Source organism: Sphingomonas jatrophae (genome assembly GCF_900113315.1).
Classification (GTDB): Bacteria; Pseudomonadota; Alphaproteobacteria; order Sphingomonadales; family Sphingomonadaceae; genus Sphingomonas_P; species Sphingomonas_P jatrophae.
Genome location: NZ_FOZG01000003.1, coordinates 555,616 through 578,094, shown reverse-complemented (window position 1 = coordinate 578,094; position 22,479 = coordinate 555,616). Strand labels below are relative to the sequence as shown.

The 22,479-nt window shown below is 69.1% G+C and carries 27 protein-coding genes and 1 tRNA gene; 6 read left to right on the top strand and 22 right to left on the bottom strand.

Going from position 1 to position 22,479, the window contains the following annotated elements; translation table 11 throughout:
- Window positions 1-20 precede the first annotated feature (20 nt).
- The 13 genes from BM360_RS18290 to BM360_RS18230 all read right to left on the bottom strand — a co-directional run bounded on the left by BM360_RS18290 (window position 21) and on the right by BM360_RS18230 (window position 9,948).
- Window positions 21-1,376 carry a PQQ-dependent sugar dehydrogenase gene (locus BM360_RS18290; RefSeq protein WP_093316997.1) on the bottom strand — a complete coding sequence of 452 codons (1,356 nt, stop codon included), beginning with the start codon at window positions 1,374-1,376 and terminating at the stop codon, window positions 21-23.
- A gap of 54 nt (window positions 1,377-1,430) precedes the next feature.
- Window positions 1,431-2,321: a hemolysin family protein gene (locus BM360_RS18285; RefSeq protein WP_093316994.1), complete on the bottom strand. Its 891-nt coding sequence runs from the start codon at window positions 2,319-2,321 to the stop codon at window positions 1,431-1,433.
- A gap of 78 nt (window positions 2,322-2,399) precedes the next feature.
- Window positions 2,400-2,921 carry an antibiotic biosynthesis monooxygenase gene (locus BM360_RS18280; protein ID WP_278247478.1) on the bottom strand — a complete coding sequence of 174 codons (522 nt, stop codon included), beginning with the start codon at window positions 2,919-2,921 and terminating at the stop codon, window positions 2,400-2,402.
- 35 nt (window positions 2,922-2,956) lie between these two features.
- On the bottom strand, window positions 2,957-3,469 hold the full coding sequence (gene ybeY / locus BM360_RS18275; protein ID WP_093316990.1) for an rRNA maturation RNase YbeY: 513 nt from the start codon (window positions 3,467-3,469) through the stop codon (window positions 2,957-2,959).
- Window positions 3,462-4,460: a PhoH family protein gene (locus BM360_RS18270; protein WP_093316988.1), complete on the bottom strand. Its 999-nt coding sequence runs from the start codon at window positions 4,458-4,460 to the stop codon at window positions 3,462-3,464. Before BM360_RS18270 ends, ybeY begins: the two co-directional genes overlap by 8 nt.
- 103 nt (window positions 4,461-4,563) lie before the next feature.
- Window positions 4,564-5,880, bottom strand: a complete 1,317-nt coding sequence (miaB, locus tag BM360_RS18265) for a tRNA (N6-isopentenyl adenosine(37)-C2)-methylthiotransferase MiaB (RefSeq protein WP_093316985.1) — start codon at window positions 5,878-5,880, stop codon at window positions 4,564-4,566.
- A gap of 9 nt (window positions 5,881-5,889) precedes the next feature.
- Window positions 5,890-6,603, bottom strand: a complete 714-nt coding sequence (locus tag BM360_RS18260) for a lysophospholipid acyltransferase family protein (RefSeq protein ID WP_242653563.1) — start codon at window positions 6,601-6,603, stop codon at window positions 5,890-5,892.
- A 16-nt stretch (window positions 6,604-6,619) separates the two neighbouring features.
- A complete protein-coding gene (locus BM360_RS18255) occupies window positions 6,620-7,042 on the bottom strand; it encodes a Fur family transcriptional regulator (protein WP_093316981.1) in 423 nt (140 codons plus the stop codon).
- Window positions 7,043-7,120: 78 nt separating this feature from the next.
- Window positions 7,121-7,540, bottom strand: a complete 420-nt coding sequence (locus BM360_RS18250; RefSeq protein WP_093316978.1) for a Ros/MucR family transcriptional regulator — start codon at window positions 7,538-7,540, stop codon at window positions 7,121-7,123.
- A 126-nt stretch (window positions 7,541-7,666) separates the two neighbouring features.
- Window positions 7,667-8,161 (bottom strand): GNAT family N-acetyltransferase, encoded by a 495-nt coding sequence (locus tag BM360_RS18245; RefSeq protein ID WP_093316976.1) that lies wholly within the window; start codon window positions 8,159-8,161, stop codon window positions 7,667-7,669.
- Window positions 8,158-8,757, bottom strand: a complete 600-nt coding sequence (gene tsaB, locus BM360_RS18240) for a tRNA (adenosine(37)-N6)-threonylcarbamoyltransferase complex dimerization subunit type 1 TsaB (RefSeq protein ID WP_093316973.1) — start codon at window positions 8,755-8,757, stop codon at window positions 8,158-8,160. The genes BM360_RS18245 and tsaB overlap by 4 nt, the downstream gene beginning before the upstream one ends.
- Window positions 8,758-9,348: a malonic semialdehyde reductase gene (locus tag BM360_RS18235; protein WP_093316971.1), complete on the bottom strand. Its 591-nt coding sequence runs from the start codon at window positions 9,346-9,348 to the stop codon at window positions 8,758-8,760. It lies immediately after the preceding gene.
- A gap of 30 nt (window positions 9,349-9,378) precedes the next feature.
- Window positions 9,379-9,948: a NifU family protein gene (locus tag BM360_RS18230; RefSeq protein WP_093316969.1), complete on the bottom strand. Its 570-nt coding sequence runs from the start codon at window positions 9,946-9,948 to the stop codon at window positions 9,379-9,381.
- 486 nt (window positions 9,949-10,434) lie between these two features.
- Between BM360_RS18230 and BM360_RS18225 the strand changes: the two genes are divergently transcribed.
- Complete coding sequence (locus tag BM360_RS18225) at window positions 10,435-11,802, top strand: DEAD/DEAH box helicase (RefSeq protein WP_093316966.1); 1,368 nt, start codon at window positions 10,435-10,437, stop codon at window positions 11,800-11,802.
- A gap of 60 nt (window positions 11,803-11,862) precedes the next feature.
- On the opposite strand, the gene BM360_RS18220 is transcribed toward BM360_RS18225, so the two are convergent.
- The 8 genes from BM360_RS18220 to BM360_RS18185 all read right to left on the bottom strand — a co-directional run bounded on the left by BM360_RS18220 (window position 11,863) and on the right by BM360_RS18185 (window position 16,953).
- A complete protein-coding gene (locus BM360_RS18220) occupies window positions 11,863-12,393 on the bottom strand; it encodes a DUF4269 domain-containing protein (protein WP_093317449.1) in 531 nt (176 codons plus the stop codon).
- The gene (locus BM360_RS18215; RefSeq protein ID WP_093316964.1) at window positions 12,390-13,058 is read right to left on the bottom strand and encodes a DedA family protein; all 669 of its coding nucleotides are present in this window, start codon (window positions 13,056-13,058) and stop codon (window positions 12,390-12,392) included. Before BM360_RS18215 ends, BM360_RS18220 begins: the two co-directional genes overlap by 4 nt.
- Before the next feature lie 93 nt (window positions 13,059-13,151).
- Complete coding sequence (locus tag BM360_RS18210) at window positions 13,152-14,003, bottom strand: oxygenase MpaB family protein (RefSeq protein WP_093317447.1); 852 nt, start codon at window positions 14,001-14,003, stop codon at window positions 13,152-13,154.
- A gap of 142 nt (window positions 14,004-14,145) precedes the next feature.
- Window positions 14,146-15,444, bottom strand: coding sequence for an ATP-dependent protease ATPase subunit HslU (gene hslU / locus BM360_RS18205; RefSeq protein WP_093316961.1), 1,299 nt, complete (start codon window positions 15,442-15,444; stop codon window positions 14,146-14,148).
- A gap of 111 nt (window positions 15,445-15,555) precedes the next feature.
- The gene (hslV, locus tag BM360_RS18200; protein WP_093316958.1) at window positions 15,556-16,113 is read right to left on the bottom strand and encodes an ATP-dependent protease subunit HslV; all 558 of its coding nucleotides are present in this window, start codon (window positions 16,111-16,113) and stop codon (window positions 15,556-15,558) included.
- Window positions 16,114-16,165: 52 nt separating this feature from the next.
- Window positions 16,166-16,501: a DMT family protein gene (locus BM360_RS18195; RefSeq protein WP_093316955.1), complete on the bottom strand. Its 336-nt coding sequence runs from the start codon at window positions 16,499-16,501 to the stop codon at window positions 16,166-16,168.
- A complete protein-coding gene (locus tag BM360_RS18190; protein ID WP_207544643.1) occupies window positions 16,498-16,785 on the bottom strand; it encodes a 3TM-type holin in 288 nt (95 codons plus the stop codon). The genes BM360_RS18195 and BM360_RS18190 overlap by 4 nt, the downstream gene beginning before the upstream one ends.
- Before the next feature lie 91 nt (window positions 16,786-16,876).
- Window positions 16,877-16,953 (bottom strand) — tRNA-Pro (locus tag BM360_RS18185).
- Between the two features lie 149 nt (window positions 16,954-17,102).
- Here BM360_RS18185 and yajC point away from each other — a divergent pair.
- Genes yajC through BM360_RS18165 form a run of 4 tightly spaced genes read left to right on the top strand, consistent with a single transcriptional unit; the run spans window position 17,103 to window position 20,385 of the window.
- Window positions 17,103-17,441 carry a preprotein translocase subunit YajC gene (gene yajC / locus BM360_RS18180; protein WP_093317441.1) on the top strand — a complete coding sequence of 113 codons (339 nt, stop codon included), beginning with the start codon at window positions 17,103-17,105 and terminating at the stop codon, window positions 17,439-17,441.
- Between the two features lie 15 nt (window positions 17,442-17,456).
- Window positions 17,457-19,049, top strand: coding sequence for a protein translocase subunit SecD (secD, locus tag BM360_RS18175; protein WP_093316951.1), 1,593 nt, complete (start codon window positions 17,457-17,459; stop codon window positions 19,047-19,049).
- A complete protein-coding gene (gene secF, locus BM360_RS18170; RefSeq protein ID WP_093316948.1) occupies window positions 19,049-20,017 on the top strand; it encodes a protein translocase subunit SecF in 969 nt (322 codons plus the stop codon). Before secD ends, secF begins: the two co-directional genes overlap by 1 nt.
- Window positions 20,017-20,385 (top strand): Mth938-like domain-containing protein, encoded by a 369-nt coding sequence (locus BM360_RS18165; protein ID WP_093316946.1) that lies wholly within the window; start codon window positions 20,017-20,019, stop codon window positions 20,383-20,385. The genes secF and BM360_RS18165 overlap by 1 nt, the downstream gene beginning before the upstream one ends.
- Window positions 20,386-20,389: 4 nt before the next feature.
- Here BM360_RS18165 and BM360_RS18160 read toward each other — a convergent pair whose 3' ends face one another.
- Window positions 20,390-21,556 (bottom strand): glycosyltransferase, encoded by a 1,167-nt coding sequence (locus BM360_RS18160; protein ID WP_093316943.1) that lies wholly within the window; start codon window positions 21,554-21,556, stop codon window positions 20,390-20,392.
- A 73-nt stretch (window positions 21,557-21,629) separates the two neighbouring features.
- On the opposite strand from BM360_RS18160, the gene BM360_RS18155 reads away from it, so the two are divergent.
- Window positions 21,630-22,409, top strand: a complete 780-nt coding sequence (locus BM360_RS18155) for an outer membrane protein assembly factor BamD (protein ID WP_093316941.1) — start codon at window positions 21,630-21,632, stop codon at window positions 22,407-22,409.
- Window positions 22,410-22,479 lie beyond the last annotated feature (70 nt).

The window sequence follows — 22,479 nt, the reverse complement described above, 5'->3', positions numbered from 1 at the left end:
TTGGCGGGCGGCGGGCTGCTCTAGCGGCTCGCCGCCTGCGTGGCGGCGCTCACCCGCCAGATGCGGTTGCCCGCGTCGTCCGCCACCAGCAGAGCGCCGGTGCGATCGGCGATGACGCCGACCGGCCGGCCGCGGGCATCCTCGTCGGCATCGAGGAAGCCGGTCAGCACGTCTACCGGCTGGCCGATTGGCCGGCCCTTGGCGAAGGGCACGAAGATGACCTTGTAGCCGGACTTGGGCTTCCGGTTCCACGATCCGTGCTGCCCGATAAAGGCGCCGCTGGCGAAGCGCGGACCCAGTTTCGTGCCGTTCGCAAAGGCGAGGCCGAGCGAGGCGGTATGCGGCCCGAGCGCATAATCGGGCCGGATCACATATTGCTGCAGCTCCTGCGTGTCCGCCGGCACGCGCTTGTCGATATAGCCGCCCCAATAATACCACGGCCAGCCGTAGAAGCCGCCGAACTGCACCGCGGTCAGGTAATCGGGCACGATGTCGGAGCCGAGCTCGTCCCGCTCGTTCACGACCGTCCACAGCTGCTTGGTCACCGGCTCCCACGCCATGCCGTTCGGGTTGCGCAGGCCGTAGGCGTAGATGCGGTGCTTGCCCGTGGCGCGATCCACCTCCCAGATGGCGGCGCGGTCCTTCTCGATCTCCATGCCCTTCTCAGCGACATTGCTGTTCGAGCCGACGGTCACGTAGAGCTTGCTGCCATCGGCCGAGGCGACGACGTTCTTGGTCCAGTGATGGTTGATGCCGGCCGGCAGGTCGACCAGCTTGACCGGCTTGTCCGCGGCCTTGGTCATCCCCGGGCGATAAGAGACGCTCACCAGCGCGTCCGCATTGGCAATGTACAGCCGGTCGCCCACCAGCGCCATGCCGAAGGGCGATTTCAGCCCGGTGAGGAAAACGGAGCGCGCCTCCGCCACGCCGTCGCCGTCCGCATCGCGCAGCAGCGTCAGGCGGTCGGCCGAGGGGCGGTGCGATCCGGCGCGGCGCATCACCACGCTCTGCACCATGTTGCGAATGCTGAAGCCCTGCTCGCTGCCCTTCGGCCGCTCGGGCGCATCGCTCTCCGCCACCATGATGTCGCCGTTCGGCAGCGCCAGCATCCAGCGCGGGTGGTCCAGCCCGGCGGCGAAGGCGTTGACCGTCAGCCCTGCCGCAGGCGTCGGCGCCTCGCCCGCTTTCCAGCCGACCGCGGGCGCGATGTTGAGCGTCGGCACCCATGCCCTTTTCGGATCGGTGATGCGCGGCTTGGGCCCGACCACCTCGGCATAAGGGACATCCGCCTTTTCACGCCCGAACAGCCAGATCGCGCCTCCCGCGATCAGCAGCAGGACGAGGAGGATGCCGAGCAGGCGAAGGATGCGCTTCATGCGCGCCGAAACGTTCCGATGGCGAAAAGGTGGCATGGCACCACCCGGTCGTTCCTAGTCGCGTTCGTCCAGCGGCTCCGGGACAGGCGGATGCAGCCGCAGCCGTGTCACGCGGCGGGCATCGCCCTCGGTCACCTCCAGCCGCCACCCGCTCGCGTGCGTCACGATCTCGCCCGGCTGCGGCACATGGCCCGCGAGCACCGAGGAGAGGCCGCCCAGCGTGTCGACATCTTCCTCGACGTCGGCCAGCCGCGCATCGATCGTCTCGGCAACGTCGGTCAGCTCGGCGCGCGCATCCGCATCCCACGCGCCGCCCTCGATCGGCACGAGCAGCGCCTGCGCTTCCTCGTCATGCTCGTCCTCGATCTCGCCGACGATCTCCTCGACAAGGTCCTCGATCGTCACCAAGCCTTCGGTGCCCGAATATTCGTCGAGCACGATCGCCAGGTGCGTCCGGCTGGCGCGCATCTCGGCCAGCAGATCGAGCACGCCCATCGACTCGGGCACGTAGCGCGGCTGGCGGATCAGCGCGGCGAGATCCGCCGGAGGCGCGGCGCCCGCGGCGAGGATGGCGAACACGTCCTTGACGTGGATCATGCCGATCACATGGTCGAGATCGCCGCGATAGACGGGCAGGCGGCTGTGCCCCGCCTCGTGGAAGGCGGCGACCAGGTCCGGGAAGGCGATCGTCTCCGGCACGGCGATGATCTCGCCGCGGGGCACGCCGATGTCGCCCACCGTCCGCTCGCCGAAATGGAGCAGGTTGCGCAGCATCTGCCGCTCGACCGGGGAAAGGTCGCCCTTGGCCGGAGCATCCCCCTCATGCTCCTCGATCGCCTCCTCGATCTGGTCGCGCAGAGTCGGTTCGGCCTCGCCGCCGAACAGGAGGTTGCGGAGGCCGTTCCAGAGGCGGCCGCCGCTGTCGGTACTGGAATCGTCGGGCATGATGCTCGTATTGCCGTCCCTGTTGCGCGGCAATGTAGGGGAGGGGAGGTGCTTCGTCCACCGGAGCGCCGAGGCGGATCATCCGGGCGTGCGGGCCTCGCCATCTTCGGACAGGATCCACGGCTTGGCCCAGCGGGTCACGCGCGGCAGGATCACCCATGTCAGCGTCGCCGTTACCACCAGAGACGTGAGCGCGAGCTGGACGATCAGCGGCAGCTCGACCGGCAGGGCGCGCAGGCCCGTGTTGAACGCCACCAGCAGCGGGAACACCGCGATCCAGGTCAGCAGCCACTTCTTCCAGTTGGCGGCATCGGCCTCGCCGGGCAGCGCGAAGCGGACGCTGGTGCCGGTCCCCGTCACGCGCCGCGGTACGGCCAGTTCGTCGCCTTCGGCCTGAAGTGCTCGATACCGGTCCGACGCTTCCCACCGCTCGAGCGCGGCGGCATCCTCGAAGCGGTAGAGGAGGTGGACGACGCCACCCGTCTGTTCCAGCCGCACCGTGCCGAGATGGCCCGGCGCCTCCGCCGCCGCCTGGTCGATCCTCGCCGCCCACGCCTCGAACGCCTCGGTCCGGTCCGCGCGGACGACGCGGCTGGCGATCAGCGTGGCGGGGCCGTCCGCCGCGGCGTCGTCGCTCAGTCCTCCCTCACCAGATAGGGATCGTCGATGCCGAGACCGGCCAGTGCCGCAATCTCCAGCGCCTCCATGTCGTCCGCCTCGGTGTCTTCGAGATGATCGTAGCCGAGCAGGTGGAGCATGCCGTGGACGACGAGGTGCGTCGCATGTGTCTCGACCGGCACGCCCTTCTCCGCCGCCTCCGCCGCACAGACGCCGGCTGCCAGGATCATGTCGCCGAGCAGCACCTCGCCATCGTCGCTATTCTCGGTCACCGCATCGAGCAGGTCACGCTGCACCATCGGAAAGGACAGGACGTTGGTCGGCTTGTCCTTGCCGCGATACTGGCGGTTGAGCGCGTGCACCTCGGCATCGTCCGCGAAGCGGACCGACACCTCGACCGCGGTCGGCAAGGTGGCCAGCTGCGCGTGCGGCGTGCGGGCCAGCGCCGCCTCGGCCGCGCGCTGCGCCAGCGCCTCCCAGTCGACGCCCTCGGACCAGCCCGGCTCTACCGAGGCGGCGACCTCAAGCATCCTCGCCCTCATAGGCCTTGACGATCCGGCCGACGATCGGATGGCGCACCACGTCGCTCGCATCGAAGCGGACGACGTCGATCCCGTCCACGCCCTCCAGCCGCCTGACCGCATCGGCGAGGCCCGACGCTCCGACGCCGCCCGGCAGGTCGACCTGCTTCGGATCGCCGCACACCACCATGCGGCTGTTCATGCCGAAGCGGGTGAGGAACATCTTCATCTGCGCGGGCGTGGTGTTCTGCGCCTCGTCGAGGATGATGAACGCATCCGCCAGCGTGCGGCCGCGCATGAAGGCCAGCGGCGCGATCTCGATCTCACCGGAGGAGATGCGGCGCTCCACCTGCTCGGCAGGCAGCATGTCGTGCAGCGCGTCGTAGAGCGGGCGGAGATAGGGATCGACCTTCTCCTTCATGTCGCCGGGCAGGAAGCCGAGCTTCTCGCCCGCCTCCACCGCAGGCCGCGACAGGATCAGCCGCTGGACGGAGCCGCCGATCAGCTGCTGCACGGCCTGCGCCACCGCCAGATAGGTCTTGCCCGTGCCCGCAGGCCCGAGCGCGAAGATCACGTCCGAACGCGCCAGCGCATCCATGTAGCGGATCTGCGTGCCCGATCGCGGCACGATCGTCTTCTTGCGCGTGCGGATCATCGCCGGCGGCGGATCGGACACGTCGGCGCGGATGATGCCGTCCAGCGTCGGCTCGGCCGACATGGCGATCACGCCCTCCACCGCGCCGACATCGAGATCCTGCCCCTGCGCGATGCGATTGTAGAGCCCGGTCAGCACGTCTCGTGCGCGCGCCGCGGATTCGGCCTCGCCCTCGATCACCACGCGATTGCCGCGCGCCGAGATGTAGACGCCGAGCCGCTGCTCGATCGCGATCAGATTCTGGTCGAACTCGCCGAACAGCCGCCCGAGCAGCTGCGGCTTGTCGAACAGCACTTCGAGGCGGGCGCGCTCGCCGGCGCGGGCGGGGACGGGCTTGCGGCTCATTCGGTCCTTTCAGCGGGTCGCCGAGTCGACGCCAGATTGACGACGGCAAGGTAGGAACGCCAGCAGAAAGGAAAAGGCGCCAAGCGGCACCACGGCAGGTGGTTCAGGCAGCCACCGCCACCCGCTCGACCCCGCTGACGCTGTTCGGCCCGGCCGCGACGATCTCCACCGGCACCAGCGCGCCGATCGGCGCATCGGTCGCAAGGTGAATCGATTGCAGCCAGGGCGACTTGCCGAGCATCTGCCCAGGCAGCTTGCCGCGCCGCTCGATCAGCACCTCGGTGTGGCGGCCGACGGTCGCGCGGTTGAACGCATGCTGCTGCGCGTTGAGCAGCGCCTGCAATCGCTGCAACCGCTCGTCCATCACCTCCGCCGGCACCGCGTCCGCCAGCCCCGCCGCGGGCGTGCCGGGGCGCGGGCTGTATTTGAAGCTGAACGCCTGCGCGTGGCCGACCTCGGCAACGATCGCCAGCGTGGCGGCGAAGTCCGCCTCCGTCTCACCGGGAAAGCCGACGATGAAGTCGCCCGACAGCGCGATGTCCGGCCGTACCGCACGCACCCGCTCCAGCAGGCGGAGATAGGAAGCGGCATCGTGGCTGCGGTTCATCGCCTTGAGGATGCGGTCGCTGCCCGACTGCACCGGCAGATGGAGGAAGGGCATCAGCTTGTCGACGTCGCGGTGCGCCGCGATCAGCCCGTCGGTCATGTCGTTGGGGTGGCTGGTCGTATAGCGGATGCGCGCGAGGCCGGGCAGCGCCGCCAGCGCCTCGATCACCGTCTCCAGCCCGCGGCCCGCATCGTCCCGCCAGCCGTTGACGTTCTGGCCGAGCAGGGTGATCTCGCGCGCGCCTGCATCCACCAGCGCACGCGCCTCGTCGACGATCGCAGTGAAGGGCCGGCTCACCTCGGCGCCGCGTGTATAGGGCACGACGCAATAGGTGCAGAATTTGTCGCACCCTTCCTGCACCGTCAGGAAGGCGGTCGGCCCCTGCCGGCGCCGCTTCGGCAGCACGTCGAACTTGCTGGCAGCGGGCATGTCGGTGTCGAGCGCGCGGCGGCCTTGGGCCGCCTCTGCCACCAGCGCCGGCAGCCGGTGATAGGCCTGCGGGCCGACGACGATGTCGACCGACGGCGCTCGCTTCGGGATCTCGGCACCTTCGGCCTGCGCCACGCAGCCCGCCACCGCGATCATCGGCGTCGTGCCATCGTCGCGCCGCAGCCGGCCAATGTCCGAATAGACCTTCTCCGCGGCCTTCTCGCGGATGTGGCAGGTGTTGAGCACGACGAGATCGGCAGCGCCCGCCTCGGCGCTTGCGGTCAGGCCCTCGGCCTCCAGCAATTCGGCCATGCGCGCGCCGTCATAGACGTTCATCTGGCAGCCGAACGACTTGACGTGAAAGGATTTGGGAGCGGCAGTCATGGCGCAGCCTTATCCGTTCGGCGCGGCAGCGTCGACTGCGGCATGCGCCTGTGCGGCCAGCGCCTTGCGGTCGGGCACCTTGTCGGTCGGGATGGGATCGAGGAAGTGCAGCACCGCCTGCCGCCGTCCCTTCATCCCGAGCACGCGCAACGCATTGGCGCCGGCGGGCTCATCCTCCGGCCACGCCATGGCGCGCGTTTCCGCGCCGTAATCGATGCGCAGCGGCTGCACGGCGAGCCCGGCTTGCCCCGCAACCGCAGCGAACAGCGTCGGCTTGAACGGCATGAGCTCGACGCCGTTGCCCGTGCGGCCCTCGGCGAACAGCGCGACCGGCCGGCCGGCGCGCAAGGCGGCTGCCAGCGCATCCGCCTGCCGCCCGGCCTCGCCCCGCCGCTCCCGCTTGACGAACAGCGTCCCGCCCAGCCGCGCAAGCGTCCCCAGCACCGGCCAGTTCGCCACCTCCGCCTTGGAGACGAAGGACGCGCCCGTCGCACCGCCGATCAGCAGGATGTCGAGCCACGAGAGATGGTTGGCGGCAAACAGCACATCGCGCGGCAATGGCGTGCCGACCAACGTGACGCGGGCGCCGCAGGCACGTCCGGCAAGGGCAAGGAAGCGCTTCGGCCAGAGGGAGCGGCGGCCGAGCAGCCGCGTCAGCCCATGTCCCACCAGGCACGGCAGCAGCACCGCCACGAGCGCGGCCAGCCGCCGCGCGATCCTCAACCGCCTACGCAGCGGCTCAGCGCTGCCGGTCGACGGCGACGCCGTAAAGCTCCATGCGATGGTCGACGAGGCGGAAGCCCAGCTTCTCGGCGATACGCTTCTGCAGCGCCTCCAGCTCGGCATCGACGAACTCGATCACGCGGCCCGTCTCCACATCGATCAGGTGATCGTGATGCGCTTCCGCCGCAGCCTCGTACCGGGCGCGCCCGTCGCCGAAATCGTGCCGCTCAAGGATGCCCGCCTCCTCGAACAGGCGGACGGTGCGATAAACGGTCGCGATGGAGATGCCGGGGTCGATCGCGGAGGCGCGGGCGTGCAGCGCCTCCACGTCGGGATGGTCCTCCGCCTCGGTCAGCACCTGCGCGATAACGCGGCGCTGATCGGTCACGCGGAGGCCCTTCTCCTGACAGAGCGCCTCGACATCGATCTTGCGTTGCATGCGCTCCGCCTACTGCCATTTGCATCGGAGCGAAAGCGCCGACCACCACGCTTGCGATGGTCGACGCCGGTTCGGTCGTTACCGGCCGCGACCGCGGGTGCCGAGGCCGATCTGCTTGGCCAGATCGCGGCGCTGGTCGGCATAGTTGGGCGCGACCATCGGGTAATCGGCGGGCAGGCCCCACTTGGTGCGATACTGCTCCGGCGTCAGCTGGTAGCGCGTCATCAGATAGCGCTTCAGCATCTTCAGCTTCTTACCGTCTTCCAGGCAGACGATGTAATCGGGCTTGATCGACTGACGCACGGGCACGGCCGGGGTCGGTGCTTCGGCCGGGGCGGCAGGCGCGGCTGCGCTGCCGAGGCCCGCGAGCGCGGCATGGACGCTCCGGATCAGGCCGGGCAGGTCGCCCGCGCCGACATCGTTGTGCGAGACGTGCGCGGCAATGATATCCGCGGTGAGCGAAACGAGCGTTTCGCCTGCGGCGCTGGTGTCAGTCATGGTGGTGCGACCTACTCTGATGAACGGGGGATTTACGTTCAGCGGCTGTTCGCCGTCTCTATATGCTTGAGATGCTTGGCCGTTAGGCGGCTCTGCTCTGACGAGGCGATTAGTCGGGCAGATGCGTTATTTGCAAGCAACTTCGGGTCGGAGGCTCAACGAAAGCGTCAGCGCGTCGTAACTGCGGCCATCCTGCCCGCGATAGTAGCGCGCGCGCCGACCGACCTGGACGAAGCCGGCATGGCGATACAGCTCCAGCGCGGGATTATTCTCGCGCACTTCGAGGTGCAGCGTCGCCGCGCCGCGCGCACGCGCTCCCTCCATCGTCTTCGCCAGTAGCGCCGCGCCGGTGCCGCGCCGCCGTGCGCTGCCGGGCACTGCCAGCAACAGCAGCTCCGCCTCGTCCGCAACGACGCGGCTGAGCGCGAAGCCCGCGGGGGCAATGCCATGGCGCGCAAGGGTGAGCCACACGCCGGTCAGCCCGATCACGCCCTGCGCCTGCGCGCGCGTCCATGCCTCACCGAAGGCGGGATCGAACGCATTGTCCATCACCGCCATCACCTCGTCCAAGTCGCGGCCATCACCGGGGCGCAGGATCAGCTCGGCGGCGGGTGCGGTCATGCCGGCATCTTGGCATCGGGCGCGCGCCCGTAAAGAGGCGAGGGGGCAAGCGACGCCAGGGCAGCGGGCAGCAGCACGACGTTCGCTGCGCGCGGCGGGTTCGCTGGCGCGGCCGTGTCGCGGCCGAGCAGGGCGGCGCCCGCCCCTACGATCGGATCGCTCCCGATAAAGGCCAGAGCCGCGTCCGGCGGCAGCGACAGGAGCTCGCTCAACGGGCGTAGCGGCGCGGCGGCGAAGCGCTGGACGAACAACTCGCCATGCCCGCCCGGCAGCGCTGCCACCACGACGCCCTCCTGCGCCGACTGTGCTGCGAGCAGCGCGAGCGAGGAGAAGCCGTGCAGCTCCGCCCCCCACGCCAGCGCCAGCCCCCGCGCCGCAGCGAGGCCGACGCGGACGCCGGTGAAGCTGCCCGGGCCGGCATCCACCAGGATGGCATCGGGGCGGCGCCCATCCAGCAGCTCGGCGATCATCGGCACCAGCCGCTCGGCATGGCCGCGGCCGACCAGCTCATGCCGCTCGGCCACTATAGTGGCGCCGTCGATCAGCGCCGCCGAGCAGGCGGCGGTCGCGGTCTCGATGGCGAGGGTCAGCGCCACTCAGACGATCTTGTTGTAATCCTCGAAGTCCGGCCGCGGCAGCCGGTCGAAGATCGAGGCCGGGTCGCCGCGCCCCAACGTGACGATGAAGTTGGAGCGGATGCGCGTGTCCGGGAAGAAGGCGGCATCCACCGCATCATTGTCGAAGCCGGACATGGCGCCCGAATCCAGCCCCACCGCCCGCGCGGCGAGGATCAGATAGGCGCCCTGCAGCGTCGAGTTGCGGAAGGCGGAGGCGTGGATCAGCGGCTCGTTGCCCGCAAACCAGCTGCGCGCATCGGTGTGCGGGAAGAGCCGCGGCAGATGCTCGGGAAAGTCGAGATCCATGCCGATGATCGCGGTGACCGGTGCGGACAGGATCTTCGCCTTGTTGTTCTCCGACACGCAGTCGGCCAGCCGCGCCTTGGCCTCGTCGCTGCGCACCCAGACGAAGCGTGCGGGCAGCTGGTTGGCCGAGGTCGGGCCCCACTTCATCAGGTTCCAGATGGCGCGCAGCTGCGCGTCCGATACCGGCTCGTCGAGATAGGCGTTGTAGGAACGCGCGGTGCGGAACAGGCGGTCGAGCGCGTCGTCGCTCAGCGTGTCAGGCATGGCTCTCACTTCCCCCCAGATGGCGCCTGATCAGGCGGCGCGGACCTCGGTCACTTCCGGCACATAATGCTTCAGCAGCGTCTCGATACCCTGCTTCAGCGTCGCGGTGGACGACGGGCAGCCGGCGCAGGCGCCATGCATCGCGAGGTAGACGGTGCCGCGGTCGAACCCGCGATAGACGATGTCGCCGCCGTCGCGCGCGACGGCCGGGCGCACGCGCGTCTCGATCAGGTCCTTAATCTGGTCGACGATGTCGGCATCCTCCGGGTTCTCCGGGAAAGCATCGTCATCGATCCGGATCGCACCCGCGCCGCCACCGGCGAACAGGGGGGCGCCGCTGGCGAAATGGTCGAGCAGCACGTCGAGCACCTGCGGCTTCAGATCCCGCCACTCGGATCCGGGTGCCGAAGTGACCGACACGAAATCCGACCCGAAGAACACGCCTTCCACATCACCCAGGCTGAACAAGGCGGAGGCGAGCGGCGAGGCTTCCGCCTCTTCCGGCGTCGCGAAGTCGCGCGTGCCCGCGTCCATCACCGCGCGTCCGGGAAGGAACTTCAGCGTGGCCGGGTTCGGCGTCGGTTCGGTCTCGATCAACATGGCTGGCATGTGGCCCGAGCGGGAAGAGGGATCAAGGCCGCGCCCATCGTTTGTCTCACTCACGGAGATCGGCAAACACCGTTCGACAAGCGGAATGATCCACGCGATGGTCCGCTCAAAGACATAAGGAAGAGGGCGCGCACCATGATCAGGCGGATGCATCCAGTGGTTTGGGTTTGTTGCACCGCGGCGATGATGTGGGCGGTGGGGATCGCCGGCACGATGCTGGTGCTACGGACCCTTTGACCGCGCGCACACGCACCGCCTTGCTTTCGCCACGTTGCGCCGCCATATGCGCCGGGCGTCGAGCGGCCTGAGGCCGTCCGGGCTGGAGCAGCGTGAACGCCTGACCGTTTTGGCCAGGGCCGGCTTCCCCGACTGATCGGCGCCAGCCCCAAGGCTTCCCTTTCACGCGGGTCGTCGGACGAACCCGCTCGTCCGGCGCGCATTTCGTCGCGTGCCGGCAGCCGACCATGTGAGTGATATTTGACCAGCTTCTCCGACCTCGCGCTTGCCGAGCCGATCCAGCGCGCGCTCGCCGCGAAGGGCTATGACAAGCCGACGCCCATTCAGGCGCAGGCCATCCCCGCTCTTCTCGACGGGCGCGACCTGTGCGGCATCGCGCAGACCGGCACCGGCAAGACCGGCGCCTTCGCGCTCCCCTCGCTCCACCGCCTCTCCGCCGATCCGAAGCCGCGGCCGCCGGGCGGCTGCCGCATGCTGGTGCTGGCGCCGACGCGCGAGCTGGCCAGCCAGATCGCCGACAGCTTCACCGTCTACGGCAAGTTCCTCCGCCTGTCGGTGATGACGGTGTTCGGCGGCGTGCCGATCGGCCGGCAGATGCGCGCGCTCGGGCCCGGCGTGGACATCCTCGTCGCGACCCCCGGCCGCCTGCTCGACCTGATCGACCAGCGCGCGCTGACGCTGCGCAACGTCGAGATCTTCGTCCTCGACGAGGCCGACCAGATGCTCGATCTCGGCTTCATCCACGCGCTGAAGCGGATCGATCAGCTCCTGCCGAAGAAGCGCCAGTCGCTGTTCTTCTCGGCCACCATGCCGAAGACGATCGCCGAGCTTGGCGATCGCTTCCTGACCAACCCGGCCAAGGTCTCGGTCGCTCCCGCGGCGACCACGGCGGAGCGGGTCGACCAGTTCGCCACGCACGTGAACCAGTCGGAGAAGCAGGCGCTCCTCACGCTCAAGATCAAGTCCGAGCCGATCGACCGCGCGCTCGTCTTCACCCGCACCAAGCACGGCGCGGACCGGGTGGTGCGCAATCTCGAGGCGGCGGGCATCGGCTGCGCCGCGATCCACGGCAACAAGAGCCAGCCGCAGCGCGAAAAGGCGCTCGCCGCCTTCCGCAAGGGCGACATCCGCATCCTCGTGGCGACGGACATCGCCGCGCGCGGCATCGATGTCGGCGGCGTCAGCCACGTGTTCAACTTCGAGCTGCCGAATGTGCCCGAGCAATATGTCCACCGCATCGGCCGCACCGCGCGTGCCGGCGCCGCGGGCGTCGCGCTGTCGTTCGTGGCGGAGGATGAGCGTCCGTTCCTGCGCGACATCGAGCGGCTGACGCGGATCAAGCTGACGCCCATGCCGCTGCCGGAGAACTTCCTGGCGGAGGCTGCCAAGCTGCCCAAGGCAGCGGCGTCGACGCGCAGCGAAGGCCATGGTCACGGCCACGGTGATCGCCGCGGCAATGGCGGCCGGGGCGATCGCGGCCCCCGCGCCAACCCCGCGGGCGATCGCCACGGCGCCCCCTCCGAGCAGCCCAAGCGCCGCTTCCCGCCGCGCCGCCCCGGCGGCGTCGGCGCGCACAAGGGCGCCGTGCAGCGCACCGGCGGCCGCTAATCAGTCCCGTCCCTACCCTCCTCGTCAGGCTCGGCCGGGCGGGGAGGGCGCGGGCACCGGCTAGGTCGTCGTCCTATTGAGCGCGTGCCGCACGCATGCGCCAAGCACCGCGTCCGTCATCGCCTCCAGCGTGAGCAGAGCCTCATAGGGGTTGCCCGGCAAGCCCAGCAGATCGGCAAAGGCAGGCTCCGTCTTCATGCCCCTGTGACGGCGCGCCATCACCGCCGCGCGCAGCCGCGTCCCGCCGAGCCGGAGCAGCCGCCGCTCGATGCGGAAATGGCGCCAGCCCGGCTGATCGATCACGGGGATCGCGCTCGCAAACACCTCGAACGGCCATCCTGCCGCGATGAAGCGGACCACCTGCGCCCCGTCCGCGCGCGTCCGCAACGCAAAGCCCGATTGATGACCCAGCCGGGCGCTCACCGTCGCGGCGAACGCTGCGCTATCCGGAGCATGGCAGAGGATGTCGATATCGCTCGTCGGCAGGTCGAGGCCGAGTGGCGGTGTGCCGGCGATATGCGGATCAAAGGCGGCGAGTGCGGCCAGCACGCCGCTGCGGCGGACCGCGCAGCGCCAGTCCGGTCGGCTCAGTCCTCCACCCCCAGCGCCTGCCGCCGCGCCTTTTCGCGGCGCACCTCTGCATATTTGTGCCAGAGGAACCAGATGCCGAGCGCGAGGATGACGCCGACGACGACGAAGTCGAGCCGGTGCAGCAGTGCCTTCAGGCGCGGATCCTGATCCCATGCGCGCCCGAGGCGGAAGCCGACCCACGCCAGCGCATAGCACCACGGCCAGGAGCCGATGAAGGTGTAGAGGTGGAACTTCCACAGGTTCATCCGGGCCACGCCCGCGGGGAAGGCGATGAACGAGCGGACCACCGGCAGCATCCGGCACACCAGCATAGCGATCGAGCCCCAGCGTGCGACGAACGCCTCCGCCCGGTCGAGATCGTGCAGCGATACCAGCACATATTTGCCCCAGCGCGCGACGAACGGCCTACCGCCACGCTTGCCCGCTTCATAGGCGACGACCGAGCCGACGTTGCAGCCGATCGCTCCCGCCGTCGCCACCAGCCACAGGTTCAGCTCGCCCGTTGAGGCGAGATAGCCGGCGAACGGCATGATCACCTCGGACGGCAGCGGGATGCACGCGCTCTCGATCGCCATCAGCAGGATGACGCCGAGATAGCCGGTGGAGGAGATCACCGCGACGATGATCCCGGCGGCCCAGGCAAGGAGGGAGTGGAAGATCGACATGGGGCGCGCTTGTGGCCGCCGGTCCCGACTTTGTCGAGGCACCCGCAGCGGCGCTCCATCCGGACACGTTTCGTTACGGAGCGACAGGCCCGCCTAGCCGAACGCCCAGCGCAGCGTCCGCGCGACGCCGAGCGTGCCCGCCCGCACCAGCGGCGCACCCAACGTGGTGCCGCCGCCCAGGCCCTGCATCGACCGCGCCCAGCCGGGCAGCAGATCGACACCCGCCTGCATCACCAGCGCCTGCGCGGGCTGGGCGAGCGGGTTCTTAGGCCGCTGCTCCAGCACCAGCCGCGAGACCTCGCGCGTGCGCTCGTCCACGCGCAGCTCGGGGCGCATCGTCGCGATCAGCGCTTCCGCGCCACGCCGGTCGGTCGGCACCGGATCTGCGCCGAGCGCGTGCCCGACCCGCGCCATCTCCGCGAAATAACGGTCCTGCTCCGCCGCGCTCAGCCGCTTGCGGCCATAGCGGAGCGAGGCGGCGAGGAAGCTCCATGTCTCGGTCACGTGCACCCAGGCGAGCAGGCGCGGATCGTCCGCCACGTAAGGCGTGCCGTCGGGCAAGGTGCCGGAGACCTTGGCGTGGATCGCCCGCACCCGTGCGATCGCCGCCTGTGCGTCGCTCTCGGCGGCATAGGTGGTGGTCGCGATGAAGCGGGCGGTGCGGCGCAGGCGGCCATGCATATCCGCGCGGAAATTGCTGTGGTCCCATACGCCCGCTAGCACCTTGGGGTGCAGCATCTGCAGGAGCAGGCTGGCGACCCCGCCGACCATCATCGCTGTGACATCGCCATGCACGCCCCACGTCACGCTGTCGGGCCCGAACCAGCTCTCCGCCGGCCGCCGTATCACCGGCGCTTCGCCGCGGGATCGATCGTTGAACAGGCTGACGACTTCGCCCGCGATGCGGCGGCGCAACTGCTCCAACGGGGGCACTCGCTTATCCATCATGCCGAACTCGTTTCAGCATCCACCCATCTCCGCATCCGACCATTCGAGGAAAGCGCCGCACCCGCAGCGCACTCGCCGCAAACAACGCGCCCAGCCGCCCGGTGGATGCTGAAACAAGTTCAGCATGACGGCAGGCGCTTCACAGCACGTATTTCGACAGGTCCGTATTGCGCGCCACCTCGGCCAGCTGCCCCTCGACATAAGCCGCATCGACGGTCAGCGTCGTGCCGCCGCGGTCCTCCGCCTCGAAGCTCACTTCCTCGAGCAGCTTCTCCATTACCGTCGAGAGCCGCCGCGCACCGATATTCTCCACCTGCCCGTTCACCTCGGCAGCGATGCGGGCGATGGCGGCAATGCCATCCTCGGTGAAGCCGATCTCGACACCTTCCGTCGCGATCAGCGCGCGATACTGCTCGGTCAGCGAGGCGCGCGTGGCGGAGAGGATGCGGACGAAATCCGCTTCGGTCAGCGCCTTCAGCTCGACGCGGATCGGCAGGCGGCCCTGCAGTTCGGGCAGCAGGTCACTCGGCTTCGCGACATGGAAGGCGCCGCTGGCGATGAACAGAATATGGTCCGTCTTCATCGGGCCGTATTTCGTGGCGACCGTCGTGCCCTCGATCAGCGGCAGCAGATCGCGCTGCACGCCCTCGCGGCTGACGGAGCCGCCACGCACGTCGGAGACGGCGATCTTGTCGATCTCGTCGAGGAAGACGATGCCGTTCGCCTCCGCATCGGCCAGCGCCGCGCGGTTCACCTCGTCCTGGTCGAGGCGCTTGTCGGCTTCCTCCTCGACCAGCTTGGCCCAGGCCGCGGGCACCGGCAGGCGGCGGCGCTTGGTGCGCCCGCCCGCCAGCTTGCCCATCATGTCGCCAAGATTGATCATGCCGACCTGGCCGCCCATGCCGGGGATCTCGAACGGCGCGCCGCCATTATCCTCCAGCTCCAGCTCGACTTCCTTGTCGGCCAGATGCCCGTCGGTGAAGCGCTGCCAGAAGGCGGTGCGCGTCGCCTCGGACGCATCCTTGCCGACCAGCGCGTCGAGCAGGCGCGCGCGCGCCGCCTCCTCCGCCTTGTCCTTCACCGCGGCGCGGCGGCGTTCCTTCTCCAGCCGCACCGCTTCCTCGACGAGATCGCGGGCGATCTGCTCCACGTCGCGGCCGACATAGCCGACCTCGGTAAACTTGGTCGCCTCGACCTTCACGAACGGCGCGTCGGCCAGCTTCGCCAGCCGGCGGCTGATCTCCGTCTTGCCGCACCCGGTCGGCCCGATCATCAGGATGTTCTTCGGCGAAACCTCGTCGCGCAGCTCGGGCGCGAGCCGTTGCCGCCGCCAGCGATTGCGCAGCGCCACCGCGACCGCGCGCTTGGCGTCCTGCTGGCCGACGATATGCGCGTCCAGCGCCGCGACGATCGCTTTGGGGGTAAGGGTGTCGTTCATCTTCGTATCAGAACCAATCCGTTCGCCCTGAGCTTGTCGAAGGGCTGTCCTTCTTCGCTCGGGCGCCAAGGGGAAGAACAAGGCTTCGACAAGCTCAGCCCGAACGAAGCGTCAAGCTGCCGCCGTCTCGATCGTCTCGATCGTCAGATTGCCGTTGGTGAAGACGCACACGTCGGCGGCGATCTGCATCGCCTTGCGGCAGATCGTCTCGGCATCCGCCTCATAGTCGACGAGCGCGCGTGCGGCCGCCAGCGCGTAATTGCCACCGGAGCCGATCGCGGCCACGCCCGCCTCCGGCTCCAGCACGTCGCCATTGCCGGTCAGGATCAGCGTCACGTCCTTGTCGGCGACGATCATCAGTGCTTCGAGGTTGCGGAGATATTTGTCCGTCCGCCAATCCTTGGCCAGCTCCACCGCGGCGCGCAGCAGCTGGCCGTGATGCGTCTCCAGCTTGCGCTCCAGCCGCTCGAACAGGGTGAAGGCATCGGCGGTCGCGCCGGCGAACCCTGCGATCACCTGCCCGTTGCCGATGCGGCGCACCTTGCGCGCATTCGGCTTCATCACCGTATTGCCCATGGAGACCTGGCCGTCGCCGGCCACCACCACCTTGCCGTTTCTCCGCACGGACAGGATCGTCGTCCCGTGCCAGCCGATCTTGTCGTCGCTCATCTGCATCCCGCTTGCGTGTCGGGCGCGATATGGGAGCGGGGGCAGGGGGCCGCTAGTGCCGCCCGACGAACATGAACGCCGCCGCTCCAGCCAGGCACGCCCCCGCGCCGAGATAGCGCCACGTCAGCGGCTCCTTGAGCACCAGCGTCGCGAAGACGGCGAATACCGCCAGCGTCACGCATTCCTGCATGATCTTCAGCTGCCCGCCCGACAGGCCCTGCGCATGTCCGATCCGGTTGGCCGGCACCGCGAAGCAATATTCGACGAACGCAATCCCCCACGAGGCGAGCACGACGAGCCACAGCCGCGCGTCCGGAAACTTCAGGTGGCCGTACCAGGCCACCGTCATGAACAGGTTGGAGCAGATCAGCAGCGCCAGCGTCGTCATGGTCGATCCCCCGGGCCAGCCTTCGCCTTGCCCCATTCCCGCGCCACCGTGTAGCCGAGATAGCCCGTGCCGAAGAGGGCGTAGAGCGGCTCGGGAATGGCAGCCAGATAGGCCGCCATGAAGCGCGTCATCGCCGCCGCCGCATCGGGCCGCACCGCGCCGATCAGACCCATCGGGATGGTCCACAGCAGCAGCACGTACATGACGTAAAGGAAGGCCGGTCGCGCGCGGCGGGTGAAGCGATCCGTGTCGGCGGGCTCCGCCGGGGCAGGGGGCATGGTCATGCGCTGGCACTCCCGAGTCGTTCAGGCGAGCGGATAACCAGATCGGTTCATGTTGGAAAGCCCGGCAGGTGCCGCCACGGCTTGTTTTCGCTGGTCGGGGCGACAGGATTCGAACCTGCGACCCCCAGACCCCCAGTCTGATGCGCTACCAGGCTGCGCTACGCCCCGAAACCAGCGAGCGGCGCCCCTACGCGCTTGTGCGGCCGCTTGCAAGCCGCACTGCAGTTGCGCCTGACCTACGCCCATGTTAGCTGCGCGGCCTTTCCGGACTGGTGCCTTCGCGCCGGTCCATGACGCTCGCCGGAAACGCGCTGACCATGTTTGCATCCCCTGCATATGCCCAGGCCGCCGGCGCCACGCCCGCGGGCGGGTCCAGCTTCCTCGTCCAGATCGTGCCGCTGCTGCTGATCTTTGTGATCTTCTATTTTCTGATGATCCGGCCGCAGCAGCAGCGCATGAAGCAGCACCGCGCGCTCATCGATGCGGTGAAGAAGGGCGACACCGTCGTCACCGCCGGCGGCGTGATCGGCCGCGTCACCAAGGTCGAAGACGCGCAGGTCGAGGTGGAGATCGCCCCCAACACGCGCGTCCGCGTCGTCAAGGCGACGCTCACCGACGTGCAGCCGCTCGGCGGCGCCAAGCCCGCGAACGACTGAGCCGGCGCGCACCCCATGCTGAACATGCCGCGCTGGAAGGCCGTGTGGACGCTGATCGTGCTGGGGGTCGGCGTGCTGCTGGCGCTGCCCAGCCTGATGCCGGAGTCGACCGCGCGCGCGATCGGCCTCGGCCGTGCCCCGCGGATCAACCTGGGCCTCGACCTCTCCGGCGGCAGCCGCCTGCTGCTTGAGGCCGACACCACCGACGTTGGGCGCCAGCGCCTGGCGACGATGGAGGAGACGGTGCGCGCCGAGATGCGCCGCGCCAATCCGCGCATCGAAATTGGCGACATCTCTGCGACCGACGGCCGCCTGTCCTTCTTCGTGCGCGACGTGACGCGCGTCGATGCGGCGGTGGAGCTGATCCGCAAGCTCACGCAGGGCGTCGGCATCACCGGCCAGCGTGACTGGGACGTGCGCGTGGTCGACGGTCAGCGGATCGAGATGGCGCCGACGCCGGACGGTGTCGCGCAGGCGGTCGATCAGGCGATGGAGGTCGCGACCGAAGTCGTCCGCAAGCGCATCGACGAGCTCGGCACGCGTGAGCCGTCGATCGTCCGCCAGGGCAGCACGCGCATCGACGTGCAGGTGCCCGGCCTGCAGAACCCGGAGGCGCTCAAGGCGCTGCTCGGCAAGACGGCGAAGCTCGAGTTCAAGCTGGTAGATCTCGCCGCCGATCCCGCGCTCGTCGCGCGCGGCCGCGCGCCGGCCGGCAGCCAGGCGCTGCCTTATCTGGAACAGCCCGGCCAGTTCATCGCGGTGCAGCGCCGCGCCATCATCACCGGCGACCAGCTGACCAAGGCCGAGCAAAGCTATGACGAGAATGGCCGCCCGGTCATCGCGATCAGCTTCAACAGCCAGGGCGGTGCGCGCTTCGCCGCGGTGACGCGCGACAATGTCGGCAAGCCGTTTGCGATGATCCTCGACAATCAGGTGCTGTCCGCGCCGACGATCCAGACGCCGATCCTCAACGGCTCCGCGCAGATCTCGGGCAACTACACCGTCGAATCGGCCAATGCGATGGCGATCCAGCTGCGCTCGGGTGCGTTGCCCGTCGCGCTCAAGGTGATCGAGGAGCGCACTGTCGGCCCGCAGCTCGGCGCCGATTCGATCCGCGCCGGCGTTCTCGCCAGCGTCATCGCGGTTGCCGCGGTGATCGCGTTCATGGTGCTGACCTACGGGCGGTTCGGCATCTACGCGACGATCGCGGTCACGCTGAACCTGTTCGTCATCGTCGGCGTGCTGGCGCTGCTGAACGGCACGCTGACCCTGCCGGGCATTGCCGGCTTCGTGCTGACCATCGGCACCGCGGTGGACGCCAACGTGCTGATCAACGAGCGCATCCGCGAGGAGCGGCGGCGCGGCCGATCGATCATCGCGTCGGTGGAGCATGGCTACAAGGAAGCCAGCCGCACCATCTTCGAGGCGAACGTGACGCACGCCATCGCCGGCGTCATCATGCTCGTGCTCGGCTCGGGGCCGGTGAAGGGCTTCGCGGTCGTGCTGCTGATCGGCATCGCCACGTCCGTCTTCACCGCCGTCACCTTCACCCGCCTGCTCGTCGCGAGCTGGCTGAAGCGCAAGCGCCCGACGGAGATCCACATCTGATGCGCCTGCTGAAGCTCGTCCCCGACAACACCAATATCGGCTTCGTCCGGATCCGGTATTGGGCGTTCGGCATCACCGCCCTGTTGACCGTGCTGGCGATCGGGCTCGTCGGCGCGCGCGGCCTGAACCTCGGCGTCGATTTCGTCGGCGGCCTGATGATCGAGGCCCGTTTCCCGCAGCCGCAGCAGCTCGACCGGGTGCGCACCTCGGTCGACCGGCTCGGCGTCGGCGAGGCGCAGCTGCAGGGTGTGGGTGATCCCAACACCGTCTCCATTCGCCTGCCCTTGCCGGAGAGCGAGGATGAGGGCGCCACCGCCGCGGTGATCCGCAAGGTCCGTGCGGGCATGGCGCAGGATTTTCCGGGCGTGCAGTTCCTCCGCGCGGACACCGTCTCGGGCAAGGTCTCGAACGAGCTGATCCTGCGCGGCGTCGGCGCCATCGCGCTTGCCATCATCGGCATCGCGATCTTCTCGTGGCTGCGCTACGAATGGCAGTTCGGCGTCTCCACCGCGGTGGCCATCCTGCACGACGTGCTGATGACGCTCGGCTTCTTCGCGCTGACCCGGCTCGAATTCGATCTCAACATCGTCGCCGCGGTGCTGACGATCGTCGGCTATTCGATCAACGACAAGATGGTGATCGACGATCGCATCCGCGAGAACATGCGGAAATACCGGCAGATGGACATGAAGGCGCTGATCGACCTGTCGGTCAACGAGACGCTGCCGCGCACGGTGATGACGTCGATCACGGTCATGCTCGCGCTCGCCTCGCTGCTGCTGTTCGGCGGCCATGTGCTGCGCGGCTTCACCGCGGCGATGATGCTCGGCATCGTCGTCGGCACCTATTCGTCCATCTACGTCTCCTCCTCGCTGCTCATCTCGCTCGGCCTCACCGCCGAGGTGCGAGAGAAGGCGAAGAAGAGCTCGATCGCCTCGGGCGCCGAGCGGATCGGCCCCAAGGCCTGATGGCGAAGCTCGATCCCGCGCACCCCAGTGCGGGGCCGCAGATCACCGGCTTCTCCGGCACGGGCTTCCGCATCGACAGGCAGGCCTATGCCGCGGCGATGCTCACCCCCGAATGGGTGCGCGCCTGGGATGCGCCTGCGCTTGCCGATCTGGCGCCCGAGCATGTCGCGCCGCTGATCGCCGCGCGGCCGGAGTTCCTGCTGCTTGGCACCGGCGCCACGCTGCGCCGCCCGTCACCGACCTTCGTCGCCGCGCTTGAGGCGGAGGGAATCGGCGTCGAGGCGATGGACAGCCGCGCTGCCGCGCGTGCGTGGGGCGTGCTGCGGGCCGAGGGCCGCTGGATCGGCGCTGCGCTGATCGGGCTCTGAACTCTCAGCGGGAGGCGGCGGCGATGACGCCGCGCAGATGCGCCTCCAGCGCGGCCGCATTCGCCTCCCACGTGAACGGCAGCGCCGCCTCCCGCACCACATCCGGCACGTAGGCCGCCGCCAGCACCTCACGCACCCCCGCCGCGAACGCTTCCGCCTCGCGCGCCACCAGTCGCCCGGCCTCGGGCCGATCAACGATCTCGCGCGCGCCGCCCACGTCGCAGGTGACGACGGGCGTACCGCACGCAATCGCCTCGACCCAGGCATTGGCCAGCCCCTCGGACGCGGCCGGCAGCACCATCGCATCGGCCGCCGCCAGCAGATCGGGCAGGCGCGCATGCGGCAGGCTGCCGAGGAAGCGCACGCGCGCCGCAATGCCGAGCGCCGCCGCCTGCGCCTCCAGCGCCGCGCGGTCCGGGCCCTCGCCCGCCAGCATCAGGGTCACGCCCGGCAGCAGCGCCAGCGCCTCCAGCGCGATCGTCTGGCCCTTGCGGGGGATGAGGTGCCCGACGCAGGCGAGCATCGGCCCGGTCACGCCCCACGCCTGCTTGGCGACCTCCCTATCCGCGACGGGGCGGAAGCGGTCGAGCTCTACGCCGGTATGGTGCACGCGGACCCTCTGCTCCGGCAGGCCGAGCGCCGCCATGTCCCGGCGCAGCGCGGCGGAGACGGCCAGCAAGCCGCCCGCGGCCTGGCCTGCCGCCACGATCTGCGGCCCCGCCACCCGGCCCCAATGATGGATGTCGGCCCCGCGCGCCTTGATCGACACCGGTACGCCCAGCGCACGCCCCAGCCGCACCGCCGCAGGGCCATCGGGGTAGAAGAACTCCGCATCGATCACGTCGAACCGCCACTGCCGTCGCAAGGCACGCAGCTGCGGCAGCAATGTCCGCGCCAGCAATGCCGGCATCATCCGCCCGCCGATCGCCGGCACCGTCGGAAACCGCGGCCGCGACACCTCCAGCCCGCCCCACACCTCGCGTGCCGGCACCCCGGAGAAACCTGCCCAGCGCCCCCGCGCGCCATAGAGCAAAGGCAATCCGATCGGCGCCACCACCCGCACCTCGACACCGGGCCGCTCGGCCAGCGCGCGCGTCTGACGCTCCACGAACACGCCGAAACTCGGCCGCGTCGCATCGGGGAACAGGGTGGAGAGGGTGAGCACGCGCATCGTCGCTCCTCTAGCGGTCAGCGGTTAACGCCCGTCTTTTCGTCCGCGCTCGGCTCGGCTAGAAGGCCGCCCGATGCGTCAGTCTTTCCGCGCGCTTGCGCCGCTCGCCCTCCTCTGTGTCGCCCTGCCGCTCGCCGGCTGTGCCACGTCGCGCAACAAGGCCGACAGGAAATATGTCGCCCGCGACGTCGACTCGCTCTACTCGGCGGCGAAGGACCGGCTCGACCGGCGGCAGTACAAGCTGGCCGGCGCGCTGTTCGACGAGGTGGAGCGGCAGCATCCTTATTCGGTGTGGGCCCGCCGGGCGCAGCTCATGAGCGCGTTCAGCTACTATCTTGCCCGCGACTATGCCGAATCGATCAAGTCGGCGCAGCGCTTCCTGTCCATCCATCCGGGCAACAAGGATGCGCCCTACGCGCTCTATCTGATCGCGATCGACTATTATTCGCAGATCACCGACGTGACGCGCGATCAGAAGATCACCGGCCAGGCGCTCGATGCGCTGGGTGAGGTGATCCGCCGCTACCCGGATACGCGCTACGCCGCCGACGCGCGGCTGAAGGTCGATCTCGTTCGAGATCACCTGGCGGGCAAGGAGATGGAGATCGGCCGTTTCTACCAGCGCCGCGCCGACTGGCTGGCCTCGTCCATCCGCTTCCGCACGGTGGTGGAGCAATTTGATACGACGAGCCACGTGCCCGAGGCGCTGGAGCGGCTGACCGAAAGCTATCTCGCGATGGGCGTGAAGGAAGAGGCGCGGAAGACGGCGGCGGTGCTCGGCGCCAATTATCCCGGCAGCGAATGGTATCAGCGCGCCTACAAGCTGTGCCAGGAGCATGGCTGCGGCGCCTGAGCGCCCGACATGCGAACACGCCGTGAACAGACGGTTTTCACGCGTCCCATCCCGCACTAGATAGGCGGCG